Raw genomic sequence first — 25,691 nt, forward strand, 5'->3', positions numbered from 1 at the left:
TTAACATGATCGCGAGCGGAACCGAATAGTTCCGTCGACAATCATTCGAATCGGGCATACACGACGCGCTGCGGGCGATTGCGGCGCATTTGCGCAGTCATGTGTCTGACGTGGACTGTAGGCAGTCAGACAGGTGGGAGCGTTTCAAGTACCGAAATGTAGGGCGTTTGTAATGCCCGCGTGTCGGTAACGGCGAGCGACGCACCCGTCGCATCGAAATAATTAATCTGGAATCCTGCTGAATCATGCGTGCCCGTCGTGAAAAGCCGGCAGAACGTGCTCTGCGATTTCTTCGATGACTTCGCGCACGGGCCGGTCCGAACCCGGATTCAGCGTGACGTGATGCGTGCCCGCCGCGCGCATGTCCTGCAGGATGTCGATCAATGCGCGGCGTCCGGTTGCATAGCCGAGCGGCAAGGCGGCGGCCGGCGCATCGGGATCCGCGGCGAGGTCGAGCCGCATCGACACGCCGAATGCGCGAAAGGCCGGCGACGCGAGCCGGTCGACCGCCGCGCGCCACATCGAATAGCGTGCGCGCTGCGTGTCCGGATCGCGGTGGTACGTCATCCAGCCGATCGAGTGACGCGCGATCCAGTCGACGCTTTGCCCGCCCGAGCCGACTGCCAGCATCGGTACCGCGTCGGCGCCGCGCGGCAGCAGCGTGAATTCCGGCGCATCGGGCGGCGCTTCATCGGGGAGGACGCGCGATGGCACGCCGAGCGCGGCCGCGACGACGTCCCAGTGCGCGCGGTAGCGGTCGCGCCGCGTCTCCGCATCGACGCCGAACGCCGCATATTCGGGCGGCCGATCGCCGGAACCGAGCCCGAGGATGAAGCGTCCGCCCGACAGCGTCGCGACCGACAGCGCGCCTTTCGCGATATGCAGCGGATGACGCAGCGGCAGCACGATCGCGCCGCTGGCGAGCGCGATCCGGCGCGTGCGTGACGCCAGTGCGCCGAGCAGGACCCACGGGTCGAGGTGGCCGACCGGATCGGGGTAGTCGGCGCTGTTCAGCGGCACGTCGCGAATCCACAGCGCGCGAAAGCCGAGCGTGTCGGCCAGTGCCGCGAGTTCGAGCTGCTCGTCGAAGTCGGCGACGATATGGCCAGTGCGAAGCAATGGAAGCGTGAGGCCGATCGACAACCGTCCGTCCGAAAAGACGCGATGCGCGACATCGGGTTGGGCGGGGGCGGGCGTGGTCATGGGGAATCCTTGGCGGCGGTGCAAAGCGAACGCGCGATGTGGCGTGTCCGAATGCTAGCGTGTTTGCACGCCGGCTGTGCGGCATGGCAGGCTGACCGGTTGGTGTCGAGACGACGGGGGCCATGCGGGCCGCGGGCCGGGCATAATCGGTGCCTTCCGTCATTGAAAACAACGAATCCGGATGAACGTCCTTCAACACACGATGATCGGTTTGGCGGCGAGCGCGATGCTCTTCGCGGTTGCATCCGATGCGCTCGCGGACGACGCGGAGCGCGCCGCTATCTGCAAGACCGCCGAGGAAACGAGCTACACGGCCGATATCCGCAATTGCCTCCGGCTGAAATACGAAGCGGCCGACCAGCGGTTGAATGCCGTCTACAAGGCGAAGATGGCGAACCTGGATGAGCCGGGCAAGGCGAGGTTGCGCCACGACGAGCGCCGCTGGCTCAAGGCGCGGGATGCCGCTTGCGCCGAATCGCGGCAGCCCGATGCAGGCGGCACGCTCGGGCTGGTGGAGGTCGACGACTGCTTCGTCGACGAAACCGAGCGTCGCGTGAAGGTGATCGAAGCCTTTCGTTGAGGTGTGTCGAGGTGGCGCGCCGGCCCCGGCGCTATGCCACCCGCAGTGTCGTGCCGCGCAGCGTGAGGCCAAGGCGCGACGCCACGCGTTGTGACGCGAGGTTGTCGCTGTCGGTGCTGTAGAACAGCGTGCGCGTTTGAAGCGACGGCAGCCGCGACCACGCGGCGGTTACCGCCGCCGCGAGGCCGCGCCCCCGAAACGCGGGGGCCGTCGCAAGACCGAGTTCGGCACCGACGTCAGAGAGCCGCGCGGCGAATGCGACCGATGCGACCTCTCCGTCTACGATGGCGGCGCACCACGGCGCCCACAAATCGGCGACGCTCCGAAACCCGATCGAGCACAGGCCTTCGGGCATCCCGCGAGTGGACAGCGCATGCAGCAGATGCCGGCCTGCGTCGCTGTCGCCATCGATCAGCGCGACGCGCGCGTCGGTGTCGAAACCGAGTGCGTGCGGCAGCGCGTAGACGAAGCCGATGTTCCAGTGCGAAACAGGCGCGAGCCGCGCGAGATAGCGTTCGAGATGCGCGGGGGGCGTGCGATCCGCCAACAGCGGTTCGCTGTCGGCCAGGCGCGCGAGTTCGTCCGCGACAGCGGTGGGCACGTCGGCGCGTACGCCGGCCAGGTTGCCATCCGCGCATCGGCCGAGCCAGAAGCGCGGCCCGGATGAGCAGTCGGGATCGTTCTCGCGTTCGATCCGACGATCCGGATGCAGGCGGAACAGCGTGCGGTAGTCGATATCCAGCCAGTCGTGTGTGTCAGGCATGCGTCGGGTAGGAGGCTCCGGTCAGGTGGCGGCGAGCTGCGCGAGGAATGCCAGGACGGGCCTGCGCGTCCATTCGTGCGCGCGCCGCACTGTGGGGCGATTGTAAGCAGATCGACGATCGCGCGCAGATGCAACGCCGTGACGTCGGCACCGGCCGGCCCGGCGTGACGGCCTGCCCGGCCGACGGCTGCCGATCCGGCAGGCGTTTCAGTTTCGAAACGTTCGCGCTGCTTGTCGGTGCGCGATTCGCGTCGCTGGCCCCGTTTCGGCCCGCGCGGCCTTGTGGCATGAAGCATGGTGCGCTCCTTGCATATCTGTGCAGGCCGTGAGCGCGGTCGCGGACGCAGTCGGTCCGGCAATCGCTTCAGTGGGTCGGACGTATCGGAGACGGGGACAAGAGAATGAAAACAGACCGAATCGCAACATGTCATGTTGCAAACATGAATCGCCGACCTGCCGGGTTGTTCGCTTCGCCGTTTTTCGAGGCGACGTGAGCGCGCGGCTTTCCGTTCCATCCGAGCAATCGGGTTCGTTCTGAACGACGACGTGCAGGTGTGACGCACGAGGCCGACTGGTGCCGGTCGGCCGTCGGGGATGAACCGTGAATGCCTGTGGATGGCCCGGCCCGGATCCCGGATCGTCATGCAGCCGCGCACAACGCGAGTCGTCGCGCGGCGTAGGCGTGTGCGCGCCGTGCATCGCGTCGGCGCGACGGGTCCGAACCGGATCGCACCGGAAAGCCGGCAGCGCATCGATGCATTCGGCATCGCGGAACACAGGGTGTCCAGGGGAAGCGTTCGCCGGCCGTAGCAGGGCGGGCGCCGCGAAATTGTGCTGTCAGTTGATCCACTACCCCGATGGATCAATTGTTGAAGCGCCCATCGCCAAGTGGCGGATGGGCGTCTTTTTTTGTGCGCCGGTTTGCGACGCGAGCCATCGGCTCGATCGCGCGGCGTTCTGTATCATGTGCTGGCGTGCCTGGCCGCCCGTGCGGGCGCACGGTTTGCCGGCGCGCCCGATCACGCGTTGCCAACATGAACGACAAAGCCCTGCACGACTCTTCAACCGCCGACGTTGACCCGGCCGCGCTCGATGCGCTGCACACGTTCGTCGAGCGTCATCCGCGCCTGCTGGTGTTGACCGGCGCGGGCATCAGTACCGACTCCGGTATTCCCGGCTATCGCGACCGCAATGGTCAATGGATGCGCTCGCCGCCGATCCAGCTCCACGAATTCCTCGGCTCCGATGCCGCGCGGCGGCGCTACTGGGCCCGCAGCATGATCGGCTGGCCCGTCGTCGGCCGCGCGCAGCCGAACGGGTCGCACGTCGCGCTGGCGCGGCTCGGCGGCGCGGGGCGGATCGAGCGTCTTGTCACGCAGAACGTCGACGGCCTGCACCAGCGCGCGGGCAGTGGCGACGTGATCGAGCTGCACGGCGGCATCGACGGCGTCACGTGCCTCGGCTGCGGCGCGCATCATGCACGCGCGACGATCCAGGTCATGCTCGAGGCCGACAATCCCGATCTGCTGGGCGCGGAAGCCGAGCCGGCCGCGGATGGCGACGCGCATCTCGAATGGGCCGCGCTCGACACGTTCCGCATCCCGGCGTGCCCCGCGTGCGGCGGGCTGCTGAAGCCGGCGGTCGTGTTCTTCGGCGAAAACGTGCCGCGCGAGCGCGTGGCGCTCGCGTCGCAGGCGCTCGACGCGGCCGATGCGCTGCTCGTCGTCGGCTCGTCGCTGATGGTGTATTCCGGCTACCGCTTCTGCGTGTGGGCGCAGGCGCAGAACAAGCCGGTCGCCGCGCTCAATCTCGGCCATACGCGTGCCGATCCGATACTGACGCTGAAGGTCGAGGCGCGCTGCGCACCCGCGCTCGACGCGCTGACTGCGCGACTGGGCCTCGCGGGCCACGCACCGGAGCAGGCATCGTGACCGGCCCGACCGCTTCGCCCGATCCGTCCGCGCGGCTGTCGGCGCCGGCGGCCGAACGCAATCGCGGGCCGATCCTCGACGTGTTGCGCCGCGTGCTGCCGGCGAGCGGCCGCGTGCTCGAAATCGCGAGCGGCACGGGGCAGCACGCAGTCCACTTCGCGCAGGCGCTGCCGGGCCTGCACTGGCAGCCGAGCGATCCCGATGCGCAGGCGCGGCGCTCGATCGCCGCGTGGGTTGCCCATGCGGGCCTCGCCAACGTTGCCGGGCCGCTGGCGTTCGACGTGCGCGACGCGTCGTGGCCGGTCGGCGCGCTCGATGCAATCGTCTGCATCAACATGATTCACATCTCGCCGTGGGCCTGCACCGACGCGCTGTTCGCGGGCGCGTCGCGCCTGCTGCGGCCGGGCGGCGTGCTGTTCCTGTACGGGCCGTACCGCCGCGAGGGCCGGCATACGGCGCCGTCGAACGAAGCGTTCGACCTGCAGTTGCGCAGCCGCGACCCGTCGTGGGGCGTGCGCGATCTCGAGACGGTCGTCGCGCTCGGCCTCGATCGCGGGCTCGACTGCATCGAGGTGGTGGAGATGCCGGCGAACAACCTGAGCGTCGTGTTCCGGCGGCTGCCGCACGCGGAGCAATGACACGGAAGCGCGCATCGCCGCCGGGTTTCCACTATCCTTTCGCCTGTGCGCGCGACCCGGCTCGGGTCGCGCCCCGTTTTTTCCGGAGAATTGACTAATGGGCAAACAAGCAATCGGTGTGATCGGGCTCGCGGTGATGGGCCGCAATCTCGCACTCAATATCGAGAGCCGCGGTTACGCGGTGTCGGTGTACAACCGCAGCCGCGAGAAAACCGACGAACTGATCGCCGAATTCCCCGGCCGCAATCTGGTGCCGACCTATACGCTCGAGGAGTTCGTCGCGTCGCTGGAAACGCCGCGCCGGATCCTGATGATGGTGAAGGCCGGCGAGGCGACCGATGCGACGATCGCATCGCTCAAGCCGCTGCTCGAGAAGGGCGACGTGCTGATCGACGGCGGCAACACGCATTTCACCGACACGATCCGCCGTAACCAGGAGCTCGCGCAATCGGGCCTGCACTTCATCGGCACCGGCGTGTCGGGTGGCGAAGAGGGCGCGCTGCGCGGCCCGTCGATCATGCCCGGCGGCCAACGCGACGCGTACGACCTCGTCGAGCCGATCCTCAAGCAGATCGCCGCGAAGGCGCCGTCGGACGGCGAGCCGTGCGTCGCGTACATGGGCCCGGACGGTGCAGGCCATTACGTGAAGATGGTCCACAACGGCATCGAGTACGGCGACATGCAGCTGATCGCCGAAAGCTATGCGGTGCTGAAGGACGTCGCGGGCCTGACCAACGACGAGCTCGGCGCGGTGTACACCGAGTGGAATCAGGGCGAGCTCGACAGCTACCTGATGGAGATCACGTCGAAGATCTTCAGCAAGAAGGACGAAGAGACCGGCAAGCACCTCGTCGACGTGATCCTCGATCGTGCTGCGCAGAAGGGCACCGGCAAGTGGACGAGCCAGAATGCGCTGGATCTCGGCGTGCCGCTGCCGCTGATCACCGAATCGGTGTTCGCGCGCGTGCTGTCGTCGCTGAAGACCGAGCGTGTCGCGGCCAGCAAGGTCTTGTCGGGCCCGGCCGCCGTGCCGTTCGACGGCGATCGCGCCGCGTTCGTCGAAGCGGTGCGCCGCGCGCTGTACCTGAGCAAGGTGATTTCGTACGCGCAAGGCTTCGCGCAACTGCGCACGGCGTCCGAAGAGTACGGCTGGAACCTCGATCTCGGGACGATCGCGAAGATCTTCCGCGCGGGCTGCATCATCCGCGCACGCTTCCTGCAGAAGATCACCGACGCGTACGCGAAGGATTCGGCGCTCGCGAACCTGCTGCTCGATCCGTACTTCAAGGACATCGCCGCGAATTACCAGGCGTCGCTGCGCGACGTCGTGGTCGCCGCGGTGAAGGCCGGCGTGCCGGTGCCGGCGTTCGCGTCGGCGGTCGCGTACTTCGACAGCTACCGCTCCGAGCGGCTGCCGGCGAACCTCGTGCAGGCGCAGCGAGATTTCTTCGGCGCGCACACGTTCGAGCGTACCGACAAGCCGGGCAGCTTCCACGCGAACTGGTCGTAACCGGCTGGCGGGGACAGCATTGTTGCGAAAATCTATTCTTTGAGTAGGGTTTTTCGATCCCGGATGCCGACATTGTTGGCTCCGGGGAAACAGTGTTTTCGTTGTTTCATGGTTTTCCCTAGGGGACGCCGGGACTAAACTCTGTTCCATCGCTGCAGACATGGTGTGTGCGGCGGAGCAAAAAAATCCCGGAGGTAATCATGAAATCGCTGATCGCAACGTTCGCCGCAGCTGCCGTCCTCGCCGTTCCCGCCGTCTCGTTCGCCCAACAGAATGCACCCGTCACCCGTGCACAGGTGAAGGCCGATCTGGTCGCCGTGCAACAGGCTGGCTACAAGCTGGGCAGCGACCGTACGAACTACCCGGAAGGCATCCAGGCTGCTGAAGCCCGCCTGAACCCGCAACAGAACGTCGCCGCTGCCGACACGACCGGCTACGGCGCCCAACCGGCTGCCGCACAAGAATCCGGTGCGCCGGCCAAGGCCAAGACCGGCTGGCAAGTCAAGCGTATCGCTGACGACGCCCCGATCTACAAGGGTCGTTAATGGTGCGGCCGCATCGGCGGCCTGATCCGACCCTCGAAGGTCAAACAGCCCGTCGTTCCGTCATGCGGAACGGCGGGCTGTTTTCATTGGCGGCGCGTGTATCGCGCCAGCGGCCTGTTCAGTGCAGCGGGCGCCGGCCGCGCCCGATATCCCGGAACAGCGCTTCGGCCGGTTCCAGCACCTGCAGCCACGTTTCGTCGTAGCCGCTCAGCGTGTCGAGCGCATCGCGCAGCCGCTCGATCGCGAGGACCGGCAGCTCGACGCTATGGCGCGTGGCGCCCGTCATATGCGCGACGCTCGCCAGCTGGACGAGCGCATCGGCCGCCTCGGCGACATCGGTCGCGAACAGCAGGTGCCGGTTGAGCAATTCGACCAGGCCGCTGGAACCGGTGAAATCGTCGGCGTTGAGCTGCACGGAAAGAAACGTCGCGTTGTTCATTGTCATGCTCCTCATTGTCGTTGGATCGCGCAGTGCATCACCGAGTATAGGTGGCGTTCGAAGGGGAGAATGTGACGGGATCGATACGGCGGGCGAGGGCGGCGAGGCAGGCGGCGGATCCGCGACAGGCCCGCCCGGCGGCCCGCGCGGCGCGGCTTGCAGGCCGCCGGCACGCCGGTGCGGCGACGCAAGATTGTTGCCGGTCCGGGCACCTGACGCGGCCCTGACCGCGACAAATGGTATCTTTGCCGATTGGGACGACGCGAAAAAGGGGCCGGTGAGCCCGTTCGCGCCGACGTCCCACTGTGGAAACTGACGGCCGCGACAGCGGTCGGATAATGGTTGGTCCGGCCTTTCGGCCGGACATCGTGCGTCGCGCGCCGGGGGGCGGTGGGCGGCGCAGCGACGCAAATCCGGGAGGACCCTTGAGAGAAACTATTCCCATCCACGATGCGCTGACGCGCTGGCTGCCGCAGGCGGCGCTGGTTGCCGCGGCCATCGCGCTGACGGGCTGCACGATGACGCCGTGGACCGATAGCTGGCAGCCGGCGCGCCAGTCGGCACCGACGTCGGCCGCGACGCCGGGCGTGATCGCCGGCTATTACCGCGTGAACCCGGGCGATACGCTCGCGGGCATCGCGAATGCGTACGGGCAGCGCGTGCAGGACGTGGCCAGCTGGAACCACATGGCGCCGACCGATGCCGTGTATCCCGGCCAGGTGCTGCGCGTCGCGCCGCCGTCTGCCGCGACGTCGCTCGGGCAGCCGCCCGCGGCGGCCGCGCAGCCGGGCTCGCTCGCGTGGCCGGCCACCGGTGTCGTGGCGGCGCCGTTCGCGGCCGGCAAGACGCGCGGCGTCGTGATCGCCGCGTCCGGGCCCGACCATTCGGTGCGGGCCGCGGCGGCCGGGCGCGTGGTTTACGCCGGGTCCGGCGTCAAGGCTTACGGCCCGCTCGTGATCCTGAAGCATGAGAACGGGCTCATCACGGCCTACGGACACAACGGCAAACTGCTCGTCAACGAAGGCGACGCGGTGCGCCAGGGCCAGCCGGTCGCCGAAATGGGCACCGACGCAAGCGGCCGTTCGACGTTCGAGTTCGAAGTCCGCCAGAACGGCAAGGTCGTCGATCCGATGAACTTCCTGCCGCGCAACGGCGGCTGACGACCCGCCTCACCCCGTGTGCGCCGGGCGGCGCACACGTTCCCGCCTTCATCCTTTCCTGAACGTTATCGCGCCGGACGCTCTCGCGTGATTGCCGAGCCAGCGAATGCCCAGTGCGAGCGCCACTGCGCCGATCGCAATCATCGAACACTGGATCGCGACCGGCAGGTAGCCGTGCGGCCGCGGATCGACGAACGGATAGGGATACCAGTTCTCCAGCGCGCCGCGCACGAGCGTATAGCCGAGATAGACGACCGGAAAGCCGAGCCACGCGACCGCGCTGCGCCACGGGATCGGCAAGCGCGGTTCCACGTACAGCCAGTCGCACAGCATGACGAGCGGCACGATCCGGTGCAGCACCCAGTTGTTGAACGCCGGCGTGACGTGGCGCAGCGCATCGAGCCGGGCGAGCAGGAGTTCGTAGACGATCGCGGTGATCAGGACGTACAGCACCGCGGCGCCGCGCATCGATTCGTAGCGGGCCGAGCCGGGGCGCGCGATGCGCCAGAGCCCGGCGGCGAGCATCACGGCCGCGTAGAGGCTGCTCAGTTGCGTGAAGTAGCTGAGGTAGTTGCCGAGATGGAAGCCCGGCAGGTGCCAGTAGTCGGCGACGCTGTGCAGCGTGGTGGATACCGCGAGCAACGCGGCGGTCAGCCGATAGGCCGCAACGAAGAACGCCTTGCTCATGATGCCCGCGTGCCGTCGCACCAAAGCTCCATCGTGCCACAGCCGTCTGGGCGCGCGATGCGGATTTTCCATATGGCGCGCCGCGCGACGCACGTTGACGATTCGTCGGATATTTGCGCGAGTCGTGCAAAACCGGGCGCACGTGCGGCTACAATCGGGGCAGCTTTGCCGGGCGCAGGCCGGTTGCCGCCTGCACCCATCCCCGCATACAACACGAGACGAAGCATGAGAAACATCCTCGCGAAACAGACGCGCTACAGCTCGCCCGCGATCTTCTTCCACTGGGCCGTCTTCCTGCTGGTGGCGCTGGCCTACCTGGCCATCGAGATCCGCGGGCCGAAAGGCAGCGACAGCCGGGTGTTCTGGATGAACGTGCATCTCACCGCGGGCACGCTCGTGCTCGTGCTGTCGGTGTTGCGCGTGCTGTGGCGAGCCGTCAGCCGCGTGCCGGAGGCCATTCCGCAAGCGGCGCTGCTGCGCTGGCTGTCGAAGCTCGCACATGTCGCGCTCTACGTATTCATCATCGCGCAGCCGCTGCTCGGCATCATGATGATCAACCTGGGCGGCAAGCCGGTGTCGCTCGACTGGCTCGGCCTGTCGTTCACGCTGTTCGGCCCCGACAAGGCGCTGCGGCCGACGATCAAGGAAGCGCACGAGCTGATCGGCAACGCGTTCTACTTCGTGATCGGCCTGCACGCGCTGGCCGCGCTCTATCATCATTTCATCCGGCGCGACGACGTGCTGCGGCGCATGGCGCCCTGAACGACACGCTCCGGAAGCATGCAGCAGGCGGGGGCGCATGGTTGTGTTGACAACCATGTGCCCCCGGTTCGTTTACCGTCATCCGCGCTGGTCATCACGTTAAACATTCTGTAACATCTCGGCTGTTTTTACATTCCGCTTACTCGTTGCCGAGCATGCTGCCCCGACATCGTCACCTGACCGCCTGGCTTGGCGTGCTCGCGATCTGGTTCGCGATCGCGGCGCCGCTGGTGTCGCAGTGGCGCGTCGCGCAGGCGGCCACGCCTGACGCGATTGTCTGCAGTACAGAGCATGGCGCGCATCAGCCATCCGATGCGGGCCGCATGCACGATCATGCGTTGCATCTCGATGCGTGTGGCTACTGCGGCTTCTTCGCGCACAGCCCCGCGATCGGCGGGCCTGCCGCCGCGGCACTCGCTTCCGTTCCCGCCGTTTCCGTTTCCGCCGTCGCGCCGCCTGCCATCGCGGCGCACGCCGACCGCTACCCGCGCGCGTATCCACGCGCACCGCCCGAGCGCGCCTGACGCGCTGTTTCCGTTCTTTTCACCGCCGATATCCGTGTGGCCGGTCGAGGCCGCGTGGAGGGCGTCACTCGGGCTTTCGATCATGACCATTTTCCAGTTGCGTGCGCCGCGGGCGTCACGCAATGCCTGTGCGCGGCGCATGCCGCGCGTGCTGAAACTCACCGTTCCCGCGCTGGCTGTCGGCGCATTGGCCGCGAGCGCCGCGGCCGCCGAAACGGCGCGCGCACCCGGCGCGCCGACCGACGATACGGCCGCGCCGCTGCCGGCCATCGAAGTCGTCGCATCGCCGCTGAGGACGCCGCTCGTCGTCGTCACGGATCCGAAGACGCCACGCCAGCCGCTGCCCGCCAGCGACGGCGCGGATTACCTGAAAACGATCCCCGGTTTCACGTCGATCCGCAGCGGCGGCACCAACGGCGACCTCGTGCTGCGCGGGATGTTCGGCTCGCGGCTGAACATCCTGGCGAACGGGATGTCGACGCTTGGCGCATGTCCGGGCCGGATGGATGCGCCGACGTCGTATATCGCACCGGAAAGCTATGACAAGGTCACGGTCGTGAAGGGGCCGCAGACCGTGCTGTACGGTCCCGGCGCATCGGCCGGCACCGTGATGTTCGAGCGCGTGACGCCGCGCTTCGACAAGCCCGGCATGCGCTTCGACGGCAGCCTGGTCGGAGGGTCGTTCGGCCGCAACGACCAGAATATCGACGTGACGGCCGGCACGCCGGACGTCTATGGCCGCGTGACCGCGAACCACGCGCATTCGCAGGACTACAAGGACGGTAACGGCAACACCGTACCGTCGCAGTGGGACAAGTGGAACGCCGATGCGGCGCTGGGCTGGACGCCGGACGACCATACGCGCGTCGAGCTGACCGCCGGCACCGGTGACGGCTATGCGCGCTACGCGGGGCGCGGGATGGACGGCGCGCATTTCCGCCGCGAGACGGTCGGGCTGTCGTTCGACAAGAAGCATCTCGGCGACGTGCTCGACCGGATCGAGGCGCGCGTGTACTACAACGAAGCCGATCACGTGATGGACAACTACACGTTGCGGCAACCGGATCCGACCAGCAGCATGCCGATGCGGATGGCGTCGGAAGTGCGGCGTCGCACGTTCGGCGCGCGCGCGGCCGCGACGTTTCGTTTCGCCGACGACTTCAAGCTCGTGACGGGCGTCGATGCGCAATCGAACCGGCTCGACTCGCGCTCGGCGATGGGGCGGCAGAACTACGGCGACAAGCCGTGGGATGCGCAGGCGACGATGTGGAACGCGGGCGTGTTCGGCGAACTGACGTGGTACGCGAGCGATGTGTCGCGCGTGATCGGCGGCGCGCGTGTCGACTATGCGAGCGCACGCGACAAGCGCGCGACGACGAGCGGCATGATGATGAGCAAGCCGAATCCGACCTTCGACGACGATCGCACGCGCGTGCTGCCGAGCGGCTTCGTGCGCTACGAGCGCGATCTCGCGTCGCTGCCCGTCACGTGGTACGCCGGGATCGGCCATACGGAGCGCTATCCCGACTACTGGGAGCTGTTCTCCGCGAAGCGCGGGCCGGCCGGTTCGATCAACGCGTTTTCGGCGGTGCAGCCGGAGAAGACTACGCAGCTCGACATCGGGGCGCAATACAAGAGCGACCGGCTCGATGCATGGGTGTCGGCCTACGCCGGCTACGTGCAGGACTTCATCCTGTTCAACTACGCGGCCGGCATGATGGGCCCGACCACGCAGGCGACCAACGTCAATGCGCAGATCATGGGCGGCGAAGCGGGCGTGTCGTGGAAACCGGTTGCACCGTTGCGCGTCGACACGTCGCTCGCGTATGCGTGGGGGCGTAACGTGGCAACGGGCGATCCGATGCCGCAGATGCCGCCGCTCGAGGCGCGTATCGGGCTCGAATACACGCGTGGCGCGTGGTCGGCGGGTGGCCTGTGGCGCATCGTTGCGCCGCAGCATCGTTATGCACTGAACGAGGGCAACGTGGTCGGCAAGGACTTCGGCCCGAGCGCCGGATTCGGTGTGCTCTCGCTGCATACGCAGTACAACGTCAGCAAGACCGTGCAGATCTCGGTCGGCGTCGACAACGTGCTGAACAAGGCCTACACCGAGCACCTGAACCTCGCCGGTAACGCGGGCTTCGGCTATCCGGCGAACGCGCCGGTGATGGAGCCGGGCCGGACCGCATGGCTGCGTGTGAGCGCGAAGCTGTGACGCATCGCGCGTGTGCGCCGCAGCATGCGCGCGCAGGAACGCGGCCCCGCCTAAACGGGCGGGGCGCGTCAACCGATTAGAGAACCGTATCTAGTCGGGGCGCAAACGTTCGCGACTCGTGATTCACTCCCGCATTCGACGCACACGGTACGCGCGACGTTTGCGACGCATCGTGCGCGTCGATCCGGCTTCATTCGCACCGGCAGCACAATAATCAGGAGAACATGCATGGCCAGAACGATGCGTTCCAGGGTGGTGGCAGGAGCAGTGGCATGCGCGATGAGCATCGCGCCGTTCGCGGGGACGACGGCAGTGATGACGCTCGCGACGACGCACGCGGCGATGGCGGCGACCGCGCCCGCCGACGGCTACGCGGCGACGCGTTATCCGATCATCCTCGTGCACGGGCTCTCGGGTACCGACAAGTACGCCGGCGTGCTCGAGTATTGGTACGGCATTCAGGAAGACCTGCAACAGAACGGTGCGACCGTCTACGTCGCGAACCTGTCGGGTTTCCAGAGCGACGACGGCCCGAACGGGCGCGGCGAACAGTTGCTCGCTTACGTGAAGACGGTGCTCGCCGCGACGGGTGCGACCAAGGTCAATCTCGTCGGACACAGCCAGGGCGGCCTCACGTCGCGCTATGTCGCGGCCGTCGCCCCCGATCTCGTCGCGTCGGTGACGACGATCGGCACGCCGCATCGCGGCTCCGAGTTCGCGGACTTCGTGCAGAACGTGCTCGCGTACGATCCGACCGGGCTGTCGTCATCGGTGATCGCGGCGTTCGTCAATGTGTTCGGAATCCTGACGAGCAGCAGCCACAACACGAACCAGGACGCGCTCGCCGCCCTGCAGACGCTGACGACCGCACGCGCGGCCGCGTACAACCAGAACTATCCGAGTGCGGGCCTGGGGGCGCCGGGCAGTTGCCAGACCGGCGCACCGACGGAAACCGTCGGCGGCAACACGCACCTGCTGTACTCGTGGGCCGGCACGGCGATCCAGCCGACCCTCTCCGCGTTCGGCGTCACGGGTGCGGCGGACACGAGCACCGTCCCGCTCGTCGATCCGGCGAACGCGCTCGACCCGTCGACGCTCGCGCTGTTCGGCACGGGTACGGTGATGATCAACCGCGGCTCCGGGCAGAACGACGGGCTCGTGTCGAAGTGCAGTGCGCTGTACGGCAAGGTGCTGAGCACGAGCTACAAGTGGAACCACCTCGACGAGATCAACCAGCTGCTCGGCGTGCGCGGCGCGTATGCGGAAGATCCGGTGGCGGTGATCCGCACGCATGCGAACCGGCTGAAGCTGGCGGGCGTGTAATCGATGACGGTACGTGAAGGACGCGCGCCGCTGGCGCGGCGCGCCATGATCTATGGTGTCGTGGGGCTGGCGGCGATTGCCGGCGTCGCGATGTGGAGCGGCGCGGGCTGGCACCGCGGAGCGGGCACGGCCGGCGAATCGGCGGATGCGCCGGCGACAGGCGGATTGACTGCCGCACCGCCGCAGACCGCCACGCCGACAAGCGCGGGCCTGCCGCCGTCACTCGCCGGCTCCAGCGCGCCCCGGTTGCCGCTCGATGCCGGCGGCCATCTCGCGAAGTCACGTGCGGTGCGCGATTTCTTCGACTACTGCCTGACCGCGCAGAGCGACCTGAGCGTGGCCGCGCTCGATGCGTTCGTCGCGCGCGAGATAGCTGCACAGCTCGACGGCACTGCTGCGCAGGCCGAGGCGCTCGACGTGTGGCACCGGTATCGCGCGTATCTCGACGCACTCGCGAAACTGCGCGATGCCGGCGCGGTCGAGAAGTCCGACCTGGGGGCGCTGCAGCTCGCGCTCGATCAGCGTGCGTCGATTGCGTATCGCACGCTCGGCGACTGGAGCCAGCCGTTCTTCGGCGCGGAGCAGTGGCGGCAGCGCTACGACCTCGCGCGGTTGAAGATCGCACAGGATCCCACGCTGACGGATGCGCAGAAGGCCGAACGACTTGCTGCGCTCGAACAGCAGATGCCGGCCGACGAACGCGCTGCGCAACACCGCATCGACCAGCAGCGTGCGGCGATCGACCAGATCGCGCAATTGCAGAAGAGCGGGGCGACGCCCGATGCGATGCGCGCGCAACTGACGCAGACGCTCGGCCCCGAAGCGGCCGCGCGCGTCGCGCAGATGCAGCAGGACGACGCATCGTGGCAGAGCCGCTACGCGGATTATGCGGCGCAGCGTGCGCAGATCGAGTCGGCGGGCCTGTCGCCGCAGGATCGCGACGCGCAGATCGCTGCACTGCGACAGCGCGTGTTCACGAAGCCCGGCGAAGCGGTGCGTGCGGCCTCGCTCGATCGCGGGGCGGGCAGCGCGCGGTAATGTGGGAAGCGTGAGTCACGCGGGCGGCGCGGCGCAGGATCGCCGCTATGCCGCGCGCGTGAGGTCCCGCGGCAGGTGTTGCTCGAGGGTATTCGCAAGCGTGTCGAATGCGGGCCCGATGCCTTCGTGCGCAACGCACGCATAGCCGAGCAGCAGGCCGCGCCGCGCGGTGTCGAGGCTGCTGTAGTAGCTGGTGAGCGGGCGCACGATCACGCCCGCATCGAACGCGCTCTGCGTGACCGCGCGGTCGTCGCAGGCGTCGGGCAGGCCGAGCACGAGATGCAGGCCGGCCTCGTCGCCCATCACGGGCAGCGCGTCGCCGAAGCGCGCACGGATCGCGTCGATCATCAGTTGCCGGCGTTCGCCGTACAGCGTGCGCATCCGCCTGACGTGCGAAGTCAGGTGGCCGTCCATGATGAATTCGGCGAGCACGGCCTGCTGCATCAGCTGGCCTTCGCGATACAGCTCCGACAGCCCCGTGCGGAACGTGTCGACCAGATGCTCGGGCACGACCATGTAGCCCATCCGCAGCCCCGGGAACAGCATCTTGCCGAGGCTGCCGACGTAGATCACGCGGCCGCCGTCGTCGAGCCCCTGCAGCGACGCGAGCGGGCGGCTGCCATAGCGGAATTCGCTGTCGTAGTCGTCCTCGATGATCCAGCAGCGGTGCTGGCGTGCGTATTCGAGCAGCATCCGGCGCCGCGCGAGGCTCATCACCATCCCGAGCGGGTACTGATGCGACGGCGTGACCAGCACGAGCCGCGGCGGATGCTGCATGTCGCGCGCGCGCGGGTCGAGCCCTTCCTGATCGACCGGCACCGGCGTCAGGGTGAGGCCGGCCGCCTGCAGGACGCTGCGCACGCCCCAGTAGCACGGCTCCTCGACCCATGCGCGATCGCCGATGTCGGACAGCAGCCGCACCGCGAGATCGATCGACTGGTGGATGCCCGTCGTGATGATCACCTGGTCCGGCGAGCATTTGACTGAGCGCGCGACGCGCAGGTAATCGGCGAGCGCGCGCCGCAACGGCCGGTAGCCGCCGCCCGGCGCATAGGTCAGCAGCTCGGGGTTCGCTTCCTTCCACAGCCGCGCCTGCAGGCGGCTCCATGTCCGGCTCGGGAATTCCGACACGTCCGGCACGCCCGGCATGAACGCGCCCCATTGGCGTCGCGACACCCCCGCGTGCTCGATCAGTTGCCGGCCGCGCGCCGACAGGCTGCCCTGCGCGTCGGGCTGCGGCGGTTCGTCGGCAGTCGACGGCGGCGGCGCGGCGCCCGGCACGTGGATCGCAGCGGCATCCGGCCGCGTGTCGGCCACATAGGTGCCGCTGCCGGTCGTCGTCAGTACGTAGCCTTCGGCCGTCAACTGGTCGTACACGTGCAGCACGGTATTGCGCGCGATCGACAGGTCGGCCGCGAGCGTGCGCGAACTCGGCAGTTTGGTGCCTGGCCCCAATTCACCGGTCAGGATGGCTTGCTGCATCAACTGCAGCAACTGGCGGTACATCGGCTCGGGCGAACTACGGTCGAGGCGGGCGGAGAGCCAGTCGGCGACGATCACGGTGTCCAAAGTGGTCCCACGCGGAATATTGAAATGGTTCCCTATTGTAGAACCGTGCGCGCCGTATAGTGGTTCGCATCTCAAAATCAATTGTCGCGAAGCAAGGGGACAGCCACGATGAAGTCCGATGATGTGATCGTCAGCTTTCGCGGCGTGCGGAAGACCTACGACGGCGAGACGCTGGTCGTCAAATCGCTCGACCTCGATATCCACCGCGGGGAATTCCTGACGCTGCTCGGGCCGTCGGGCTCGGGCAAGACGACCTGCCTGATGATGCTCGCCGGCTTCGAATTTCCGACCGGCGGCGAGATCCGCCTCGACGGCGAGCTGCTGAACAACGTGCCGCCGCACAAGCGCAACATCGGCATGGTGTTCCAGAACTACGCGCTGTTTCCACACCTGACGGTCGAGCAGAACGTCGCGTATCCGCTGACCGTACGCAAGCTGCCGGCGGCCGAGCGCGCGGAACGCGTCGCGCACGCGCTGAAGATGGTGCAGATGGAGCGCTTCGCGAAACGCTACCCGGCGCAGCTGTCGGGCGGCCAGCAGCAGCGCATCGCGCTGGCGCGTGCGCTCGTGTTCGAACCGAAGCTGGTGCTGATGGACGAGCCGCTCGGCGCGCTCGACAAGCAGCTGCGCGAACACATGCAGTACGAACTGAAGGCGCTGCACGAAAAGCTCGGCGTGACCTTCGTGTACGTGACGCATGACCAGGGCGAGGCGCTGACGATGTCCGATCGGGTCGCCGTGTTCGACAAGGGCATCGTGCAGCAGCTCGACACCGTCGACCGCCTGTACGAATCGCCGTGCAACGAATTCGTCGCGAACTTCATCGGCGACAGCAACCGGCTGCGCGGCACCATCGCGCGCGTCGACGGCGAATTCTGCGAATTCCGGCTCGACGACGGCACGAAGCTCGTCGGCCGCCGCATCGGCGACGCGGCCGAGGGCGCGCCGGCCGTCGCGTGCATCCGGCCCGAACGCATGAGCCTCGCCGCGCACGGCGCGAACGGGCATGCGAACGGATCGGCCGCCAACCGGCTGAGCGGCGAGGCGCGCAGCCTCATCTATTTCGGCGATCACGTGCGCATGCGCTGCGCGCTGCCGGGCCAGGACGAATGCTTCGTGAAGGTGCCGCTCGGCACCGGCGCGCTCGACGCGTTCTCGCCCGGCGTACCGGTCGCGCTCGCGTTCGCACCCGAACACCTGCGCGTGTTCGCGTGAGCAGGGTTTCCCCGATTTTCCGTAGCACGTCGTCAACAACAACTGCCCACTTCCACCACGAGAGGAGAGGAACCACCATGAACCGAGCAAGCTTTACCGCGCGTCGTACCGCGCTGGCACTGGCGCTCGCCGTCGTCGGCGCATCGGCTTCGGCTGCCGAACTCACGGTCGTCAACTTCGGCGGCGCGAACGGCGACGCGCAGAAGGCCGCGTTCAACCAGCCGTTCGAGAAGGCGACCGGCAACAAGGTCACGGCCGTCGAATACAACGGCGAGCAGGCGAAAGTGAAGGCGATGGTCGAGGCGAAGCACGTCAACTGGGACGTGGTCGAAGTCGAATCGGGCGACCTGAATCGCGGCTGCGACGAAGGGCTGTACGAGAAGCTCGACTGGTCGAAGATCGCGAAGAAGTCCGACCTGATTCCGGAATCGCCGCAGGTATGCGGCGTCGGCTTCTTCGTGTGGTCGACGGCGCTGTCGTACAACGCGGACAAGCTGAAGTCGGCGCCGACCGGCTGGGCCGATTTCTGGAACGTGAAGAAATTCCCCGGCAAGCGCGGCATGCGCAAGGGCGCGCGCTATAACCTCGAATTCGCGCTGATGGCCGACGGCGTCGCGCCGAAGGACGTCTACAAGGTGCTCGGCACGAAGGCCGGCCAGGACCGCGCGTTCAAGAAGCTCGACGAGCTGAAGCCGAACATCCAGTGGTGGGAAGCGGGCGCGCAGCCGCCGCAGTTCCTCGTCGCCGGCGACGTCGTGATGTCGACCGCGTACAACGGCCGCATCGACGCCGCGCAGAAGGAAGGCAAGAACCTGAAGGTCGTGTGGAACGGCAGCATCTACGACCTCGACTACTGGGCGATTCCGAAGGGCTCGCCGAACAAGGCGCTGGCCGAGCAGTACATCGCGTACACGCTGACGCCGAAGCCGCAGCAGGGCTATGCGCAGCACATCGCGTACGGCCCGGCGAACATCGCGGCGATCAAGTCGCTCGACGCGAAGACGCTCGCGAACCTGCCGAACTCGCCGGCCAACGGCAAGAGTGCGGTGCTGGAAGACATCGGCTTCTGGACCGATCACAGCGACGAGCTCGAGCAGCGTTTCGCCGCATGGGCGACCAAGTAACCGGTCAGGTGTCCTGATGCAACCGGCCGCGCGGCACGTCGATCGTGTCGCGCGGCCTTCCGCTGGATCATGCCCGGCCGGAGAGAACCGTTGAATACGATGACGATCGCGCCTTCCTCGCCGTCGGCGGCCGCGCTCAAGCGTGAGCTGAAGGCCGCCGAAGCCCGCAAGCGCACGATGGCGCTGCTGCTGGTCGCGCCGCTCGCGATTTTCCTGCTGCTGATTTTCGTCGTGCCGATCGGCACGCTGCTCACGCGCGCGGTGCAGAACCCGGAGATCGCGACCGCGTTGCCGAATACGGTCGCCGCGCTGTCGGGCTGGGACCGCAAGGCGCCGCCGGCCGACGCCGCGTATGTCGCGCTCGCGGCCGACATGACGAAGGTGGCCGACAGCGAGGCGATGGGTGCGCTCGCACGACGCCTGAACACGGAGATTCCCGGCTATCGCTCGCTCGTCGCGAAGACGGCGCGCGCGATGCCGCTGAAGGGCGACAATGACGCGGCGCTGACACCCGCACAGACGCGCGAGAAAATCGTCGAGCTCGACGCGCGCTGGGGCGACGCCGCGTACTGGCAGTCGATCGCGAAGAACGGCAGCCAGGTGTCGCCGTTCTACCTGCTCGCCGCGCTCGACCACAAGCAGGACGGCTTCGGCCACATCGTGCAGGCCGATCCCGATCAGTCGATCTATCTCGCGATCTTCGGCCGCACGTTCGTGATCGGCGTTGCGGTCACGCTGTTCGCGCTGCTGCTCGGCTATCCGCTCGCGTACTGGATCTCGACGCTGTCGGAGCGTCGCGCGAACCTCGTGATGATCCTCGTGCTGATACCGTTCTGGACGTCGGTGCTCGTGCGGGTCGCCGCGTGGATCGTGCTGCTGCAGAGCGAAGGGCTCATCAACACCGCGCTGATCGGCAGCGGGCTGATCTCGCATCCGCTGACGCTGCTGTTCAACCGCGTCGGCGTGTATATCTCGATGACGCACATCCTGCTGCCGTTCATGATCCTGCCGCTGTACAGCGTGATGAAGTCGATCCCGCCGACCTACCAGCGCGCGGCCGTGTCGCTCGGCAGCCACCCGTTCGCCGCGTTCTGGCGCGTGTATGTGCCGCAGACTTATCCGGGCGTCGGCGCGGGCGCGCTGCTCGTGTTCATCCTCGCGATTGGCTACTACATCACGCCGGCGCTGCTCGGCGGGCCGAACGACCAGATGGTCAGCTACTACGTCGCGTACTTCACGAACGTGACGATCAACTGGGGCATGGCGTGCGCGCTCGGCGGGCTGCTGCTGGCGGCGACGCTCGTGCTGTACGCGGTGTACGGGCGCTTCACGCGTACGAACGTGAGCCTCGGCTGAGCGCCGCGCACAACGAAACGGGAAGGGGAATCCGACCATGAAACTCGCCAGGCCACTGTTCGCGCCGCACATGTCGTTCGTCGAGCGCGCGTGGTACGTCGCGCTGCGCGTGCTCGTCGTGCTGACGCTGCTGTACCTGATCCTGCCGGTGCTCGCGATCGTGCCGCTGTCGTTCTCGTCGAGCACGTTCCTCGTCTATCCGATCCCGGGTTTCTCGATGCGCTGGTACGAGAACCTGATCGCGTCGGACGAGTGGCGGATGGCCGCGAAGAACAGCTTCATCGTTGCACCGTCGGCGACCATCGTCGCGACCGTGCTCGGCACGCTCGCCGCGATCGGTCTCACGAAGGCCGACTTCCGCGGCAAGGGGCTGCTGATGGCCGTGCTGCTGTCGCCGATGATCGTGCCGGTCGTCGTGGTCGGCGTCGGCATGTACCTGTTCTTCGCGCCGCTGGGGCTCGCGAACACCTACACGGGGCTGATCGCCGCGCACGCGGCACTCGGCGTGCCGTTCGTCGTGACGACGGTTGCCGCGACGCTGCAGGGCTTCAACCAGAACCTCGTGCGCGCCAGTCTGTCGCTCGGTGCGAATCCGGTGTCGACGTTCTTCCGCGTGACGCTGCCGGTCATTGCGCCGGGCGTGATGTCGGGCGCGCTGTTCGCGTTCGCGACGTCGTTCGACGAAGTCGTCGTCACGCTGTTCCTCGCGGGCGCGGACCAGACGACGCTGCCGCGCCAGATGTTCACGGGCATCCGCGAGAACATCAGCCCGACGATCGCTGCGCTCGCAACGATCCTGATCATTTTCTCGACGAGCCTGCTGCTGGCGCTCGAATGGCTGCGCGGACGCAATGCGCGGCGTGCGGTGAGCTGACGCAGCGAGCCTGCCTGTTGCGCCTGCGTTGCCGCGCGTCCTGCACGGCAACGCGTTTTCTTTCATTTCGCTAACTGACGAGGCGGCCGCCTGCACGTTCGATGCGGCTCTGCAACAATACGGGGCGCGGCGGCGCGCGTTCCATGCAGTGCGACCGGAACGCCGCCGCGAGTCCAATCCGCGACGTGGCGCAACGCGTCGCTCGTCAGCCGAGCCTCATCTTGTCCGAATTCGCTTCCCCCGCCGGCGCCCGTGAGCCGGCCGTCAACTGGCGCGCGATGTCCGCCGTGCTGCTGGCCGTCGCGCTCGCGACGCTCGACACCGCGATCGCGAACACCGCGCTGCCCGCGATCGCCACCGACCTGCATGCATCGCCGGCCGCGTCCGTATGGATCATCAACGCGTACCAGCTCGCGATGGTCGCGACGCTGCTGCCGTTCGCATCGCTCGGCGACATCGTCGGCCACAAGCGCGTGTATATCGCCGGGCTCGCGGTGTTCACGCTCGCGTCGCTCGGCTGTTCGCTCGCGTCGACGCTGCCGATGCTGACGGCCGCGCGGATCGTGCAGGGCTTCGGTGCGAGCGCGATCATGAGCGTCAACGTCGCGCTGATCCGCGGCCTGTTCCCCGCGCACCGGCTCGGGCGCGGCGTCGGCTTCAACGCACTCGTGGTCGGCGTGTCGTTCGCGGTGGGGCCGACCATCGCGTCGCTGATCCTGTCGGTCGCCGCATGGCCGTGGCTGTTCGCGGTGAACGTGCCGCTCGGCGTGTTCGCGCTCGCAGTGGCGATTCCGTCGCTGCCGCAGACGGCACGCGGCAAGCATGCGTTCGATCCGGTCGCCGCATTGTTCAACGTGATCACGTTCGCGTCGCTGATCTTCGCGCTCGGCGAATTCGCGCAGCGCGGGCCGCTTGCCGTCGTGTTCGCGATGGCCGCGGTCGCGCTCGTATTCGGCTGGCTGCTGATCCGCCGCCAGGCCGGGCATCCGGCGCCGATGCTGCCGGTCGACCTGTTTCGCCGGCCGGTGTTCACGCTGTCCGCGCTGACCGCCGTGTGCGCGTTCGCCGCGCAGGGGCTCGCGTTCGTGTCGCTGCCGTTCTATTTCGAAACCGTCCTGCATCGCAACGCGGTCGAGACAGGGTTCCTGATGACGCCGTGGTCGGTGATCGTCGCGCTCGCCGCGCCGATCGCGGGCCGGTTGTCGGATCGCTATCCGCCGGGTCTGCTCGGCGCGATCGGTCTTGCGTTGTTGAGCGCGGGCATGGTGTCGCTCGCCGCGTTGCCGGCAGCGCCGAGCGTCATCGACATCGGCTGGCGGATGATGCTGTGCGGCGCGGGATTCGGCTTCTTCCAGTCGCCGAACCTGAAGGCGCTGATGTCGAGCGCACCGCACGAGCGCAGCGGCGGCGCGAGCGGGATCATCGCGACCGCGCGGCTGATCGGGCAGGCGACGGGCGCCGCGCTCGTCGCGCTGTCGTTCGGCATCGCGGGGCGCCACGGGCCGACGCTCGCGCTGATGCTCGGCGCCGGCTTCGCCGGGGCCGCGAGCGTCGCGAGCGGGTTGCGGCTCATTGCGCCGTCGCATCGGGCCGGCGTGCCGGCCGCGTCGGCGCGCGTAAGCGAGCGCGCGACGGAGTAGCGGGTGGCGCGCGGCAGGCCGGTGTGATTGACCGAACGCACGGCCGGGTGCAACGTAGCATGTCACGTCGAAATCGCGAGCACCTATGAATTTGCGCAGCGTTGATCTGAATCTGTTGGTCGCACTCGATGCGTTGCTGACCGAGAAGCATGTGACGCGTGCCGCGACGAAGGTAGGGTTGAGCCAATCGGCGATGAGCAGCGCGCTGGGGCGTCTGCGAATCCTGATGCACGATGAGTTGCTGATACGCAATGCAACGGGCATGGAGCCGACGCCGCGTGCGCTGGAACTGGAAGCGCCGCTGCGGCAACTGCTTCGCCAGGCAGAGCGGCTCCTCGTGTCGGATGACGCGTTCGATCCGGCAACGACGACCCGGCACGTCCGGCTGCGGATGTCCGACGTGCTCGAATATCTGCTGATGCCGTCGTTGCTCGCGCAGCTCGAACAGGAGGCGCCGGGCGTGACGCTCGATGTGGTGCACCTGTCGCCGGGGCAGACCGTGATCGCGCTCGATGCCGACGATATCGACGTCGCGGTGAGCATGGATCTGGAGCATGCGGGCGCGGTGCAGGCGACGCCGCTGTTCGACGACCGCATGGTCTGCGTGATGGCGCGGGATCATCCGTGTGCCGCTGATGCATTGACGCTCGACCGGTTCCTTGCTCTGCCGCATCTCAAGGTGTCGATCAGCGCGACCGACGGGCGCTATGTCGATGCCACGCTCGCCGGGATGGGCCGCGCCCGGAACGTGGTGCTCAATGTCCCGCACTGGCTGGTCGTGCCGCATCTGTTGCGCCATTCGTCGATGGTTGCGGTGATGTCCGCGCGCCTGGCCGAACGTTTTGAGGAAGACGGGCTGGTGCTCAAGACGTTGCCGTTCGAGTCAGCGGGTTTCCAGTGGTCGATGTACTGGCATCGGCGCCACGACGGCGTCCCCGCACAAATCTGGCTGAGGGAGAAGATTCGCGAGGCGGCGAAGCCGATGCGGTTGCCCGGTGCGCAGCGCGCGGCGGGCTGAACGCAGCCGATGCGTCATGAGCGTGCCCAGCGCGGCAATTGCCGGAGGCAGCTGATGACCGTACCCGCCAGTGCGAAGGCGCTGCCGGCCCACAACGCGACGATCGGGCCGCCGGCCCCGGAGACGTGAAAACACAGGGCGACCAGCGCCGCACCGAGCGTCTGTCCGAGCAGGCGGGCCGTTGCGACGATGCCGCTGGCGCCGCCGCTGCGCTCGGCCGGCGCGCTGCCCATCAGCGCCTTGAGGTTCGGTGCCTGGAAGAAGCCGAATCCGGCGCCGCACATCATCATGCGCCACACGATATCGAGTGTCGACGGTGCGGGCGGCAGCATGGCCAGCGACGCCATGCCGATGCACAGGAGCAAGAGGCCGATGGTGCCGAGAATGCCCGCCGGGTATCGGTCGGCCAGACGTCCGGCAACGGGCGCCATGATGGCCACCACGACGGGCCACGGTGTCATGAGGAAGCCGGTGTCGACCTGACTGTGGCCGAGGCCGGCTTGCAGGAAGAACGGCAGCGACACGAACGCGAGGCCTTGCGTCGCAAACGAGCAAACCGACGTGGCGGCGGAAAGGGAGAAGACCGGCCGTCGAAACAGGTCGGCGGCGAGCAGTGGAGCGGGGTGATGTGCCTGGCGCTTCAGCAGCGCGTAGCCGAATACTGCCGCGACGATCCATTCAGCCCTGACCGTCGGCGACAAGCCATCATGCGCAACCGTCCCTAATCCAAGTATCAGTAATGCGAAGCAACCGGCGCATAACAGCGCAGCGACAACATCGAAGTCATGCCGGGCGCGATCGGTGATCGGCAGCGTGCGGACCGCCAATGCGACGGAAAGCAGGCCGATGGGAACGTTGATCAGAAACAGCCAGTGCCACGACGTGACCGACAGGATGGCCGACGCAACGGTCGGCCCCACGGTGAACGACACGGCGACGACGAGCGCATTCAACCCGACGCCGCGGCCGAGCAGCCTGGCCGGGTACGCAAAACGAATCAGCGCGGTGTTGACGCTCATGATCGCGGCCGCGCCGATGCCCTGCAACGCACGCGCGGCGGTGAGCGCGGGAAGCGTCCCTGCGATGCCGCACGCGAGCGAGCTTGCGGTGAACAGGATCAGCCCGGCGATGTAAATGCGCCGATGGCCGAGTATCTCGCCGAGCGATGCAAACGGCAGCAAGGTCGCGACCATCGCGAGCTGATACGCATTGACGACCCAGATCACCGAGGCCGGATCGGCGCCGATGCTGCTGCCAATGGTCGGCAGCGCGGTATTGGTAATCGCCGTATCGAGGTTGGCCATCGCGACCGCGAGCGAGAGGGCGATCAATGCCGCGATTCGCTGTCGCGTCGGCAGGCCATCGTGAAGGGGCGGGCTGAGGGGAGGCAGGTGGGTTGTCGACATCGCGGGCAGCGCAGGTTGGATGAATGCCCACTGTCGCATCGGCCTGGCAATTGATCCAACGGATGTTTGTGATGTCGATATTGATGCGGTGGATAGTGGTGTTGCCGTGAATCGATCCGTGTTCATGCGGCCTTTCACCGGCCGGCGCGCGACTCACCATCGCCGCGCGCC

The 25,691-nt window shown here is 67.4% G+C and carries 23 protein-coding genes; 17 read left to right on the forward strand and 6 right to left on the reverse strand.

Going from position 1 to position 25,691, the window contains the following annotated elements:
• Positions 1-243 precede the first annotated feature (243 nt).
• A complete protein-coding gene (locus BDO18943_RS15100; protein WP_175023021.1) occupies positions 244-1,203 on the reverse strand; it encodes an LLM class oxidoreductase in 960 nt (319 codons plus the stop codon).
• A 181-nt stretch (positions 1,204-1,384) separates the two neighbouring features.
• On the opposite strand from BDO18943_RS15100, the gene BDO18943_RS15105 reads away from it, so the two are divergent.
• Positions 1,385-1,783, forward strand: coding sequence for a lysozyme inhibitor LprI family protein (locus BDO18943_RS15105; RefSeq protein ID WP_175023023.1), 399 nt, complete (start codon positions 1,385-1,387; stop codon positions 1,781-1,783).
• Positions 1,784-1,814: 31 nt separating this feature from the next.
• Here the strand turns inward: BDO18943_RS15105 and BDO18943_RS15110 are convergent, their stop codons facing one another.
• Positions 1,815-2,546 (reverse strand): GNAT family N-acetyltransferase, encoded by a 732-nt coding sequence (locus BDO18943_RS15110; protein WP_175023025.1) that lies wholly within the window; start codon positions 2,544-2,546, stop codon positions 1,815-1,817.
• 1,034 nt (positions 2,547-3,580) lie between these two features.
• Between BDO18943_RS15110 and BDO18943_RS15115 the strand changes: the two genes are divergently transcribed.
• The 4 genes from BDO18943_RS15115 to BDO18943_RS15130 all read left to right on the forward strand — a co-directional run bounded on the left by BDO18943_RS15115 (position 3,581) and on the right by BDO18943_RS15130 (position 7,170).
• Positions 3,581-4,477, forward strand: a complete 897-nt coding sequence (locus BDO18943_RS15115) for an NAD-dependent protein deacetylase (RefSeq protein ID WP_175023026.1) — start codon at positions 3,581-3,583, stop codon at positions 4,475-4,477.
• Positions 4,474-5,115 carry a DUF938 domain-containing protein gene (locus BDO18943_RS15120; protein ID WP_175023027.1) on the forward strand — a complete coding sequence of 214 codons (642 nt, stop codon included), beginning with the start codon at positions 4,474-4,476 and terminating at the stop codon, positions 5,113-5,115. The genes BDO18943_RS15115 and BDO18943_RS15120 overlap by 4 nt, the downstream gene beginning before the upstream one ends.
• Positions 5,116-5,212: 97 nt before the next feature.
• On the forward strand, positions 5,213-6,625 hold the full coding sequence (gene gndA, locus BDO18943_RS15125; RefSeq protein WP_175023028.1) for an NADP-dependent phosphogluconate dehydrogenase: 1,413 nt from the start codon (positions 5,213-5,215) through the stop codon (positions 6,623-6,625).
• A 200-nt stretch (positions 6,626-6,825) separates the two neighbouring features.
• Positions 6,826-7,170 carry a DUF4148 domain-containing protein gene (locus BDO18943_RS15130; RefSeq protein ID WP_043177725.1) on the forward strand — a complete coding sequence of 115 codons (345 nt, stop codon included), beginning with the start codon at positions 6,826-6,828 and terminating at the stop codon, positions 7,168-7,170.
• A 118-nt stretch (positions 7,171-7,288) separates the two neighbouring features.
• Here BDO18943_RS15130 and BDO18943_RS15135 read toward each other — a convergent pair whose 3' ends face one another.
• A complete protein-coding gene (locus BDO18943_RS15135) occupies positions 7,289-7,609 on the reverse strand; it encodes a hypothetical protein (protein ID WP_043177723.1) in 321 nt (106 codons plus the stop codon).
• A gap of 425 nt (positions 7,610-8,034) precedes the next feature.
• Here BDO18943_RS15135 and BDO18943_RS15140 point away from each other — a divergent pair, with 425 nt between their 5' ends.
• On the forward strand, positions 8,035-8,769 hold the full coding sequence (locus BDO18943_RS15140) for a peptidoglycan DD-metalloendopeptidase family protein (RefSeq protein WP_043177721.1): 735 nt from the start codon (positions 8,035-8,037) through the stop codon (positions 8,767-8,769).
• Between the two features lie 48 nt (positions 8,770-8,817).
• Here BDO18943_RS15140 and BDO18943_RS15145 read toward each other — a convergent pair whose 3' ends face one another.
• Positions 8,818-9,456 (reverse strand): Pr6Pr family membrane protein, encoded by a 639-nt coding sequence (locus BDO18943_RS15145; protein WP_043179140.1) that lies wholly within the window; start codon positions 9,454-9,456, stop codon positions 8,818-8,820.
• A gap of 225 nt (positions 9,457-9,681) precedes the next feature.
• Here BDO18943_RS15145 and BDO18943_RS15150 point away from each other — a divergent pair, with 225 nt between their 5' ends.
• The 5 genes from BDO18943_RS15150 to BDO18943_RS15170 all read left to right on the forward strand — a co-directional run bounded on the left by BDO18943_RS15150 (position 9,682) and on the right by BDO18943_RS15170 (position 15,318).
• Entirely contained in the window at positions 9,682-10,218 is a 537-nt protein-coding gene (locus BDO18943_RS15150; RefSeq protein ID WP_089453395.1) for a cytochrome b, read from the forward strand.
• 155 nt (positions 10,219-10,373) lie between these two features.
• Positions 10,374-10,742: a DUF2946 domain-containing protein gene (locus BDO18943_RS15155; RefSeq protein WP_175023029.1), complete on the forward strand. Its 369-nt coding sequence runs from the start codon at positions 10,374-10,376 to the stop codon at positions 10,740-10,742.
• Positions 10,743-10,824: 82 nt separating this feature from the next.
• Complete coding sequence (locus BDO18943_RS15160) at positions 10,825-12,957, forward strand: TonB-dependent copper receptor (protein ID WP_175023031.1); 2,133 nt, start codon at positions 10,825-10,827, stop codon at positions 12,955-12,957.
• Positions 12,958-13,185: 228 nt separating this feature from the next.
• A complete protein-coding gene (locus tag BDO18943_RS15165) occupies positions 13,186-14,280 on the forward strand; it encodes an esterase/lipase family protein (protein WP_175023033.1) in 1,095 nt (364 codons plus the stop codon).
• A gap of 3 nt (positions 14,281-14,283) precedes the next feature.
• Positions 14,284-15,318: a lipase secretion chaperone gene (locus tag BDO18943_RS15170; RefSeq protein ID WP_175023035.1), complete on the forward strand. Its 1,035-nt coding sequence runs from the start codon at positions 14,284-14,286 to the stop codon at positions 15,316-15,318.
• A gap of 45 nt (positions 15,319-15,363) precedes the next feature.
• Here the strand turns inward: BDO18943_RS15170 and pdxR are convergent, their stop codons facing one another.
• Entirely contained in the window at positions 15,364-16,887 is a 1,524-nt protein-coding gene (pdxR, locus tag BDO18943_RS15175) for a MocR-like pyridoxine biosynthesis transcription factor PdxR (protein ID WP_175023037.1), read from the reverse strand.
• A 108-nt stretch (positions 16,888-16,995) separates the two neighbouring features.
• Here pdxR and BDO18943_RS15180 point away from each other — a divergent pair, with 108 nt between their 5' ends.
• The 6 genes from BDO18943_RS15180 to BDO18943_RS15205 all read left to right on the forward strand — a co-directional run bounded on the left by BDO18943_RS15180 (position 16,996) and on the right by BDO18943_RS15205 (position 24,114).
• Positions 16,996-18,102 (forward strand): ABC transporter ATP-binding protein, encoded by a 1,107-nt coding sequence (locus tag BDO18943_RS15180; protein ID WP_175023039.1) that lies wholly within the window; start codon positions 16,996-16,998, stop codon positions 18,100-18,102.
• A 77-nt stretch (positions 18,103-18,179) separates the two neighbouring features.
• Positions 18,180-19,226, forward strand: a complete 1,047-nt coding sequence (locus BDO18943_RS15185) for an ABC transporter substrate-binding protein (protein ID WP_122949200.1) — start codon at positions 18,180-18,182, stop codon at positions 19,224-19,226.
• A 99-nt stretch (positions 19,227-19,325) separates the two neighbouring features.
• The gene (locus BDO18943_RS15190; protein ID WP_175023089.1) at positions 19,326-20,582 is read left to right on the forward strand and encodes an ABC transporter permease; all 1,257 of its coding nucleotides are present in this window, start codon (positions 19,326-19,328) and stop codon (positions 20,580-20,582) included.
• A 37-nt stretch (positions 20,583-20,619) separates the two neighbouring features.
• Positions 20,620-21,456: an ABC transporter permease gene (locus BDO18943_RS15195; RefSeq protein ID WP_043177698.1), complete on the forward strand. Its 837-nt coding sequence runs from the start codon at positions 20,620-20,622 to the stop codon at positions 21,454-21,456.
• A 221-nt stretch (positions 21,457-21,677) separates the two neighbouring features.
• The gene (locus BDO18943_RS15200; protein ID WP_175023041.1) at positions 21,678-23,096 is read left to right on the forward strand and encodes an MFS transporter; all 1,419 of its coding nucleotides are present in this window, start codon (positions 21,678-21,680) and stop codon (positions 23,094-23,096) included.
• An 85-nt stretch (positions 23,097-23,181) separates the two neighbouring features.
• On the forward strand, positions 23,182-24,114 hold the full coding sequence (locus BDO18943_RS15205; RefSeq protein ID WP_175023043.1) for a LysR family transcriptional regulator: 933 nt from the start codon (positions 23,182-23,184) through the stop codon (positions 24,112-24,114).
• Positions 24,115-24,128: 14 nt separating this feature from the next.
• Here BDO18943_RS15205 and BDO18943_RS15210 read toward each other — a convergent pair whose 3' ends face one another.
• Positions 24,129-25,520, reverse strand: coding sequence for an MFS transporter (locus BDO18943_RS15210; RefSeq protein ID WP_175023045.1), 1,392 nt, complete (start codon positions 25,518-25,520; stop codon positions 24,129-24,131).
• Between the last annotated feature and the right edge of the window lie 171 nt (positions 25,521-25,691).

The sequence above is a fragment of the Burkholderia aenigmatica genome (genome assembly GCF_902499175.1).
In the GTDB taxonomy this organism is placed as follows: domain Bacteria; phylum Pseudomonadota; class Gammaproteobacteria; order Burkholderiales; family Burkholderiaceae; genus Burkholderia; species Burkholderia aenigmatica.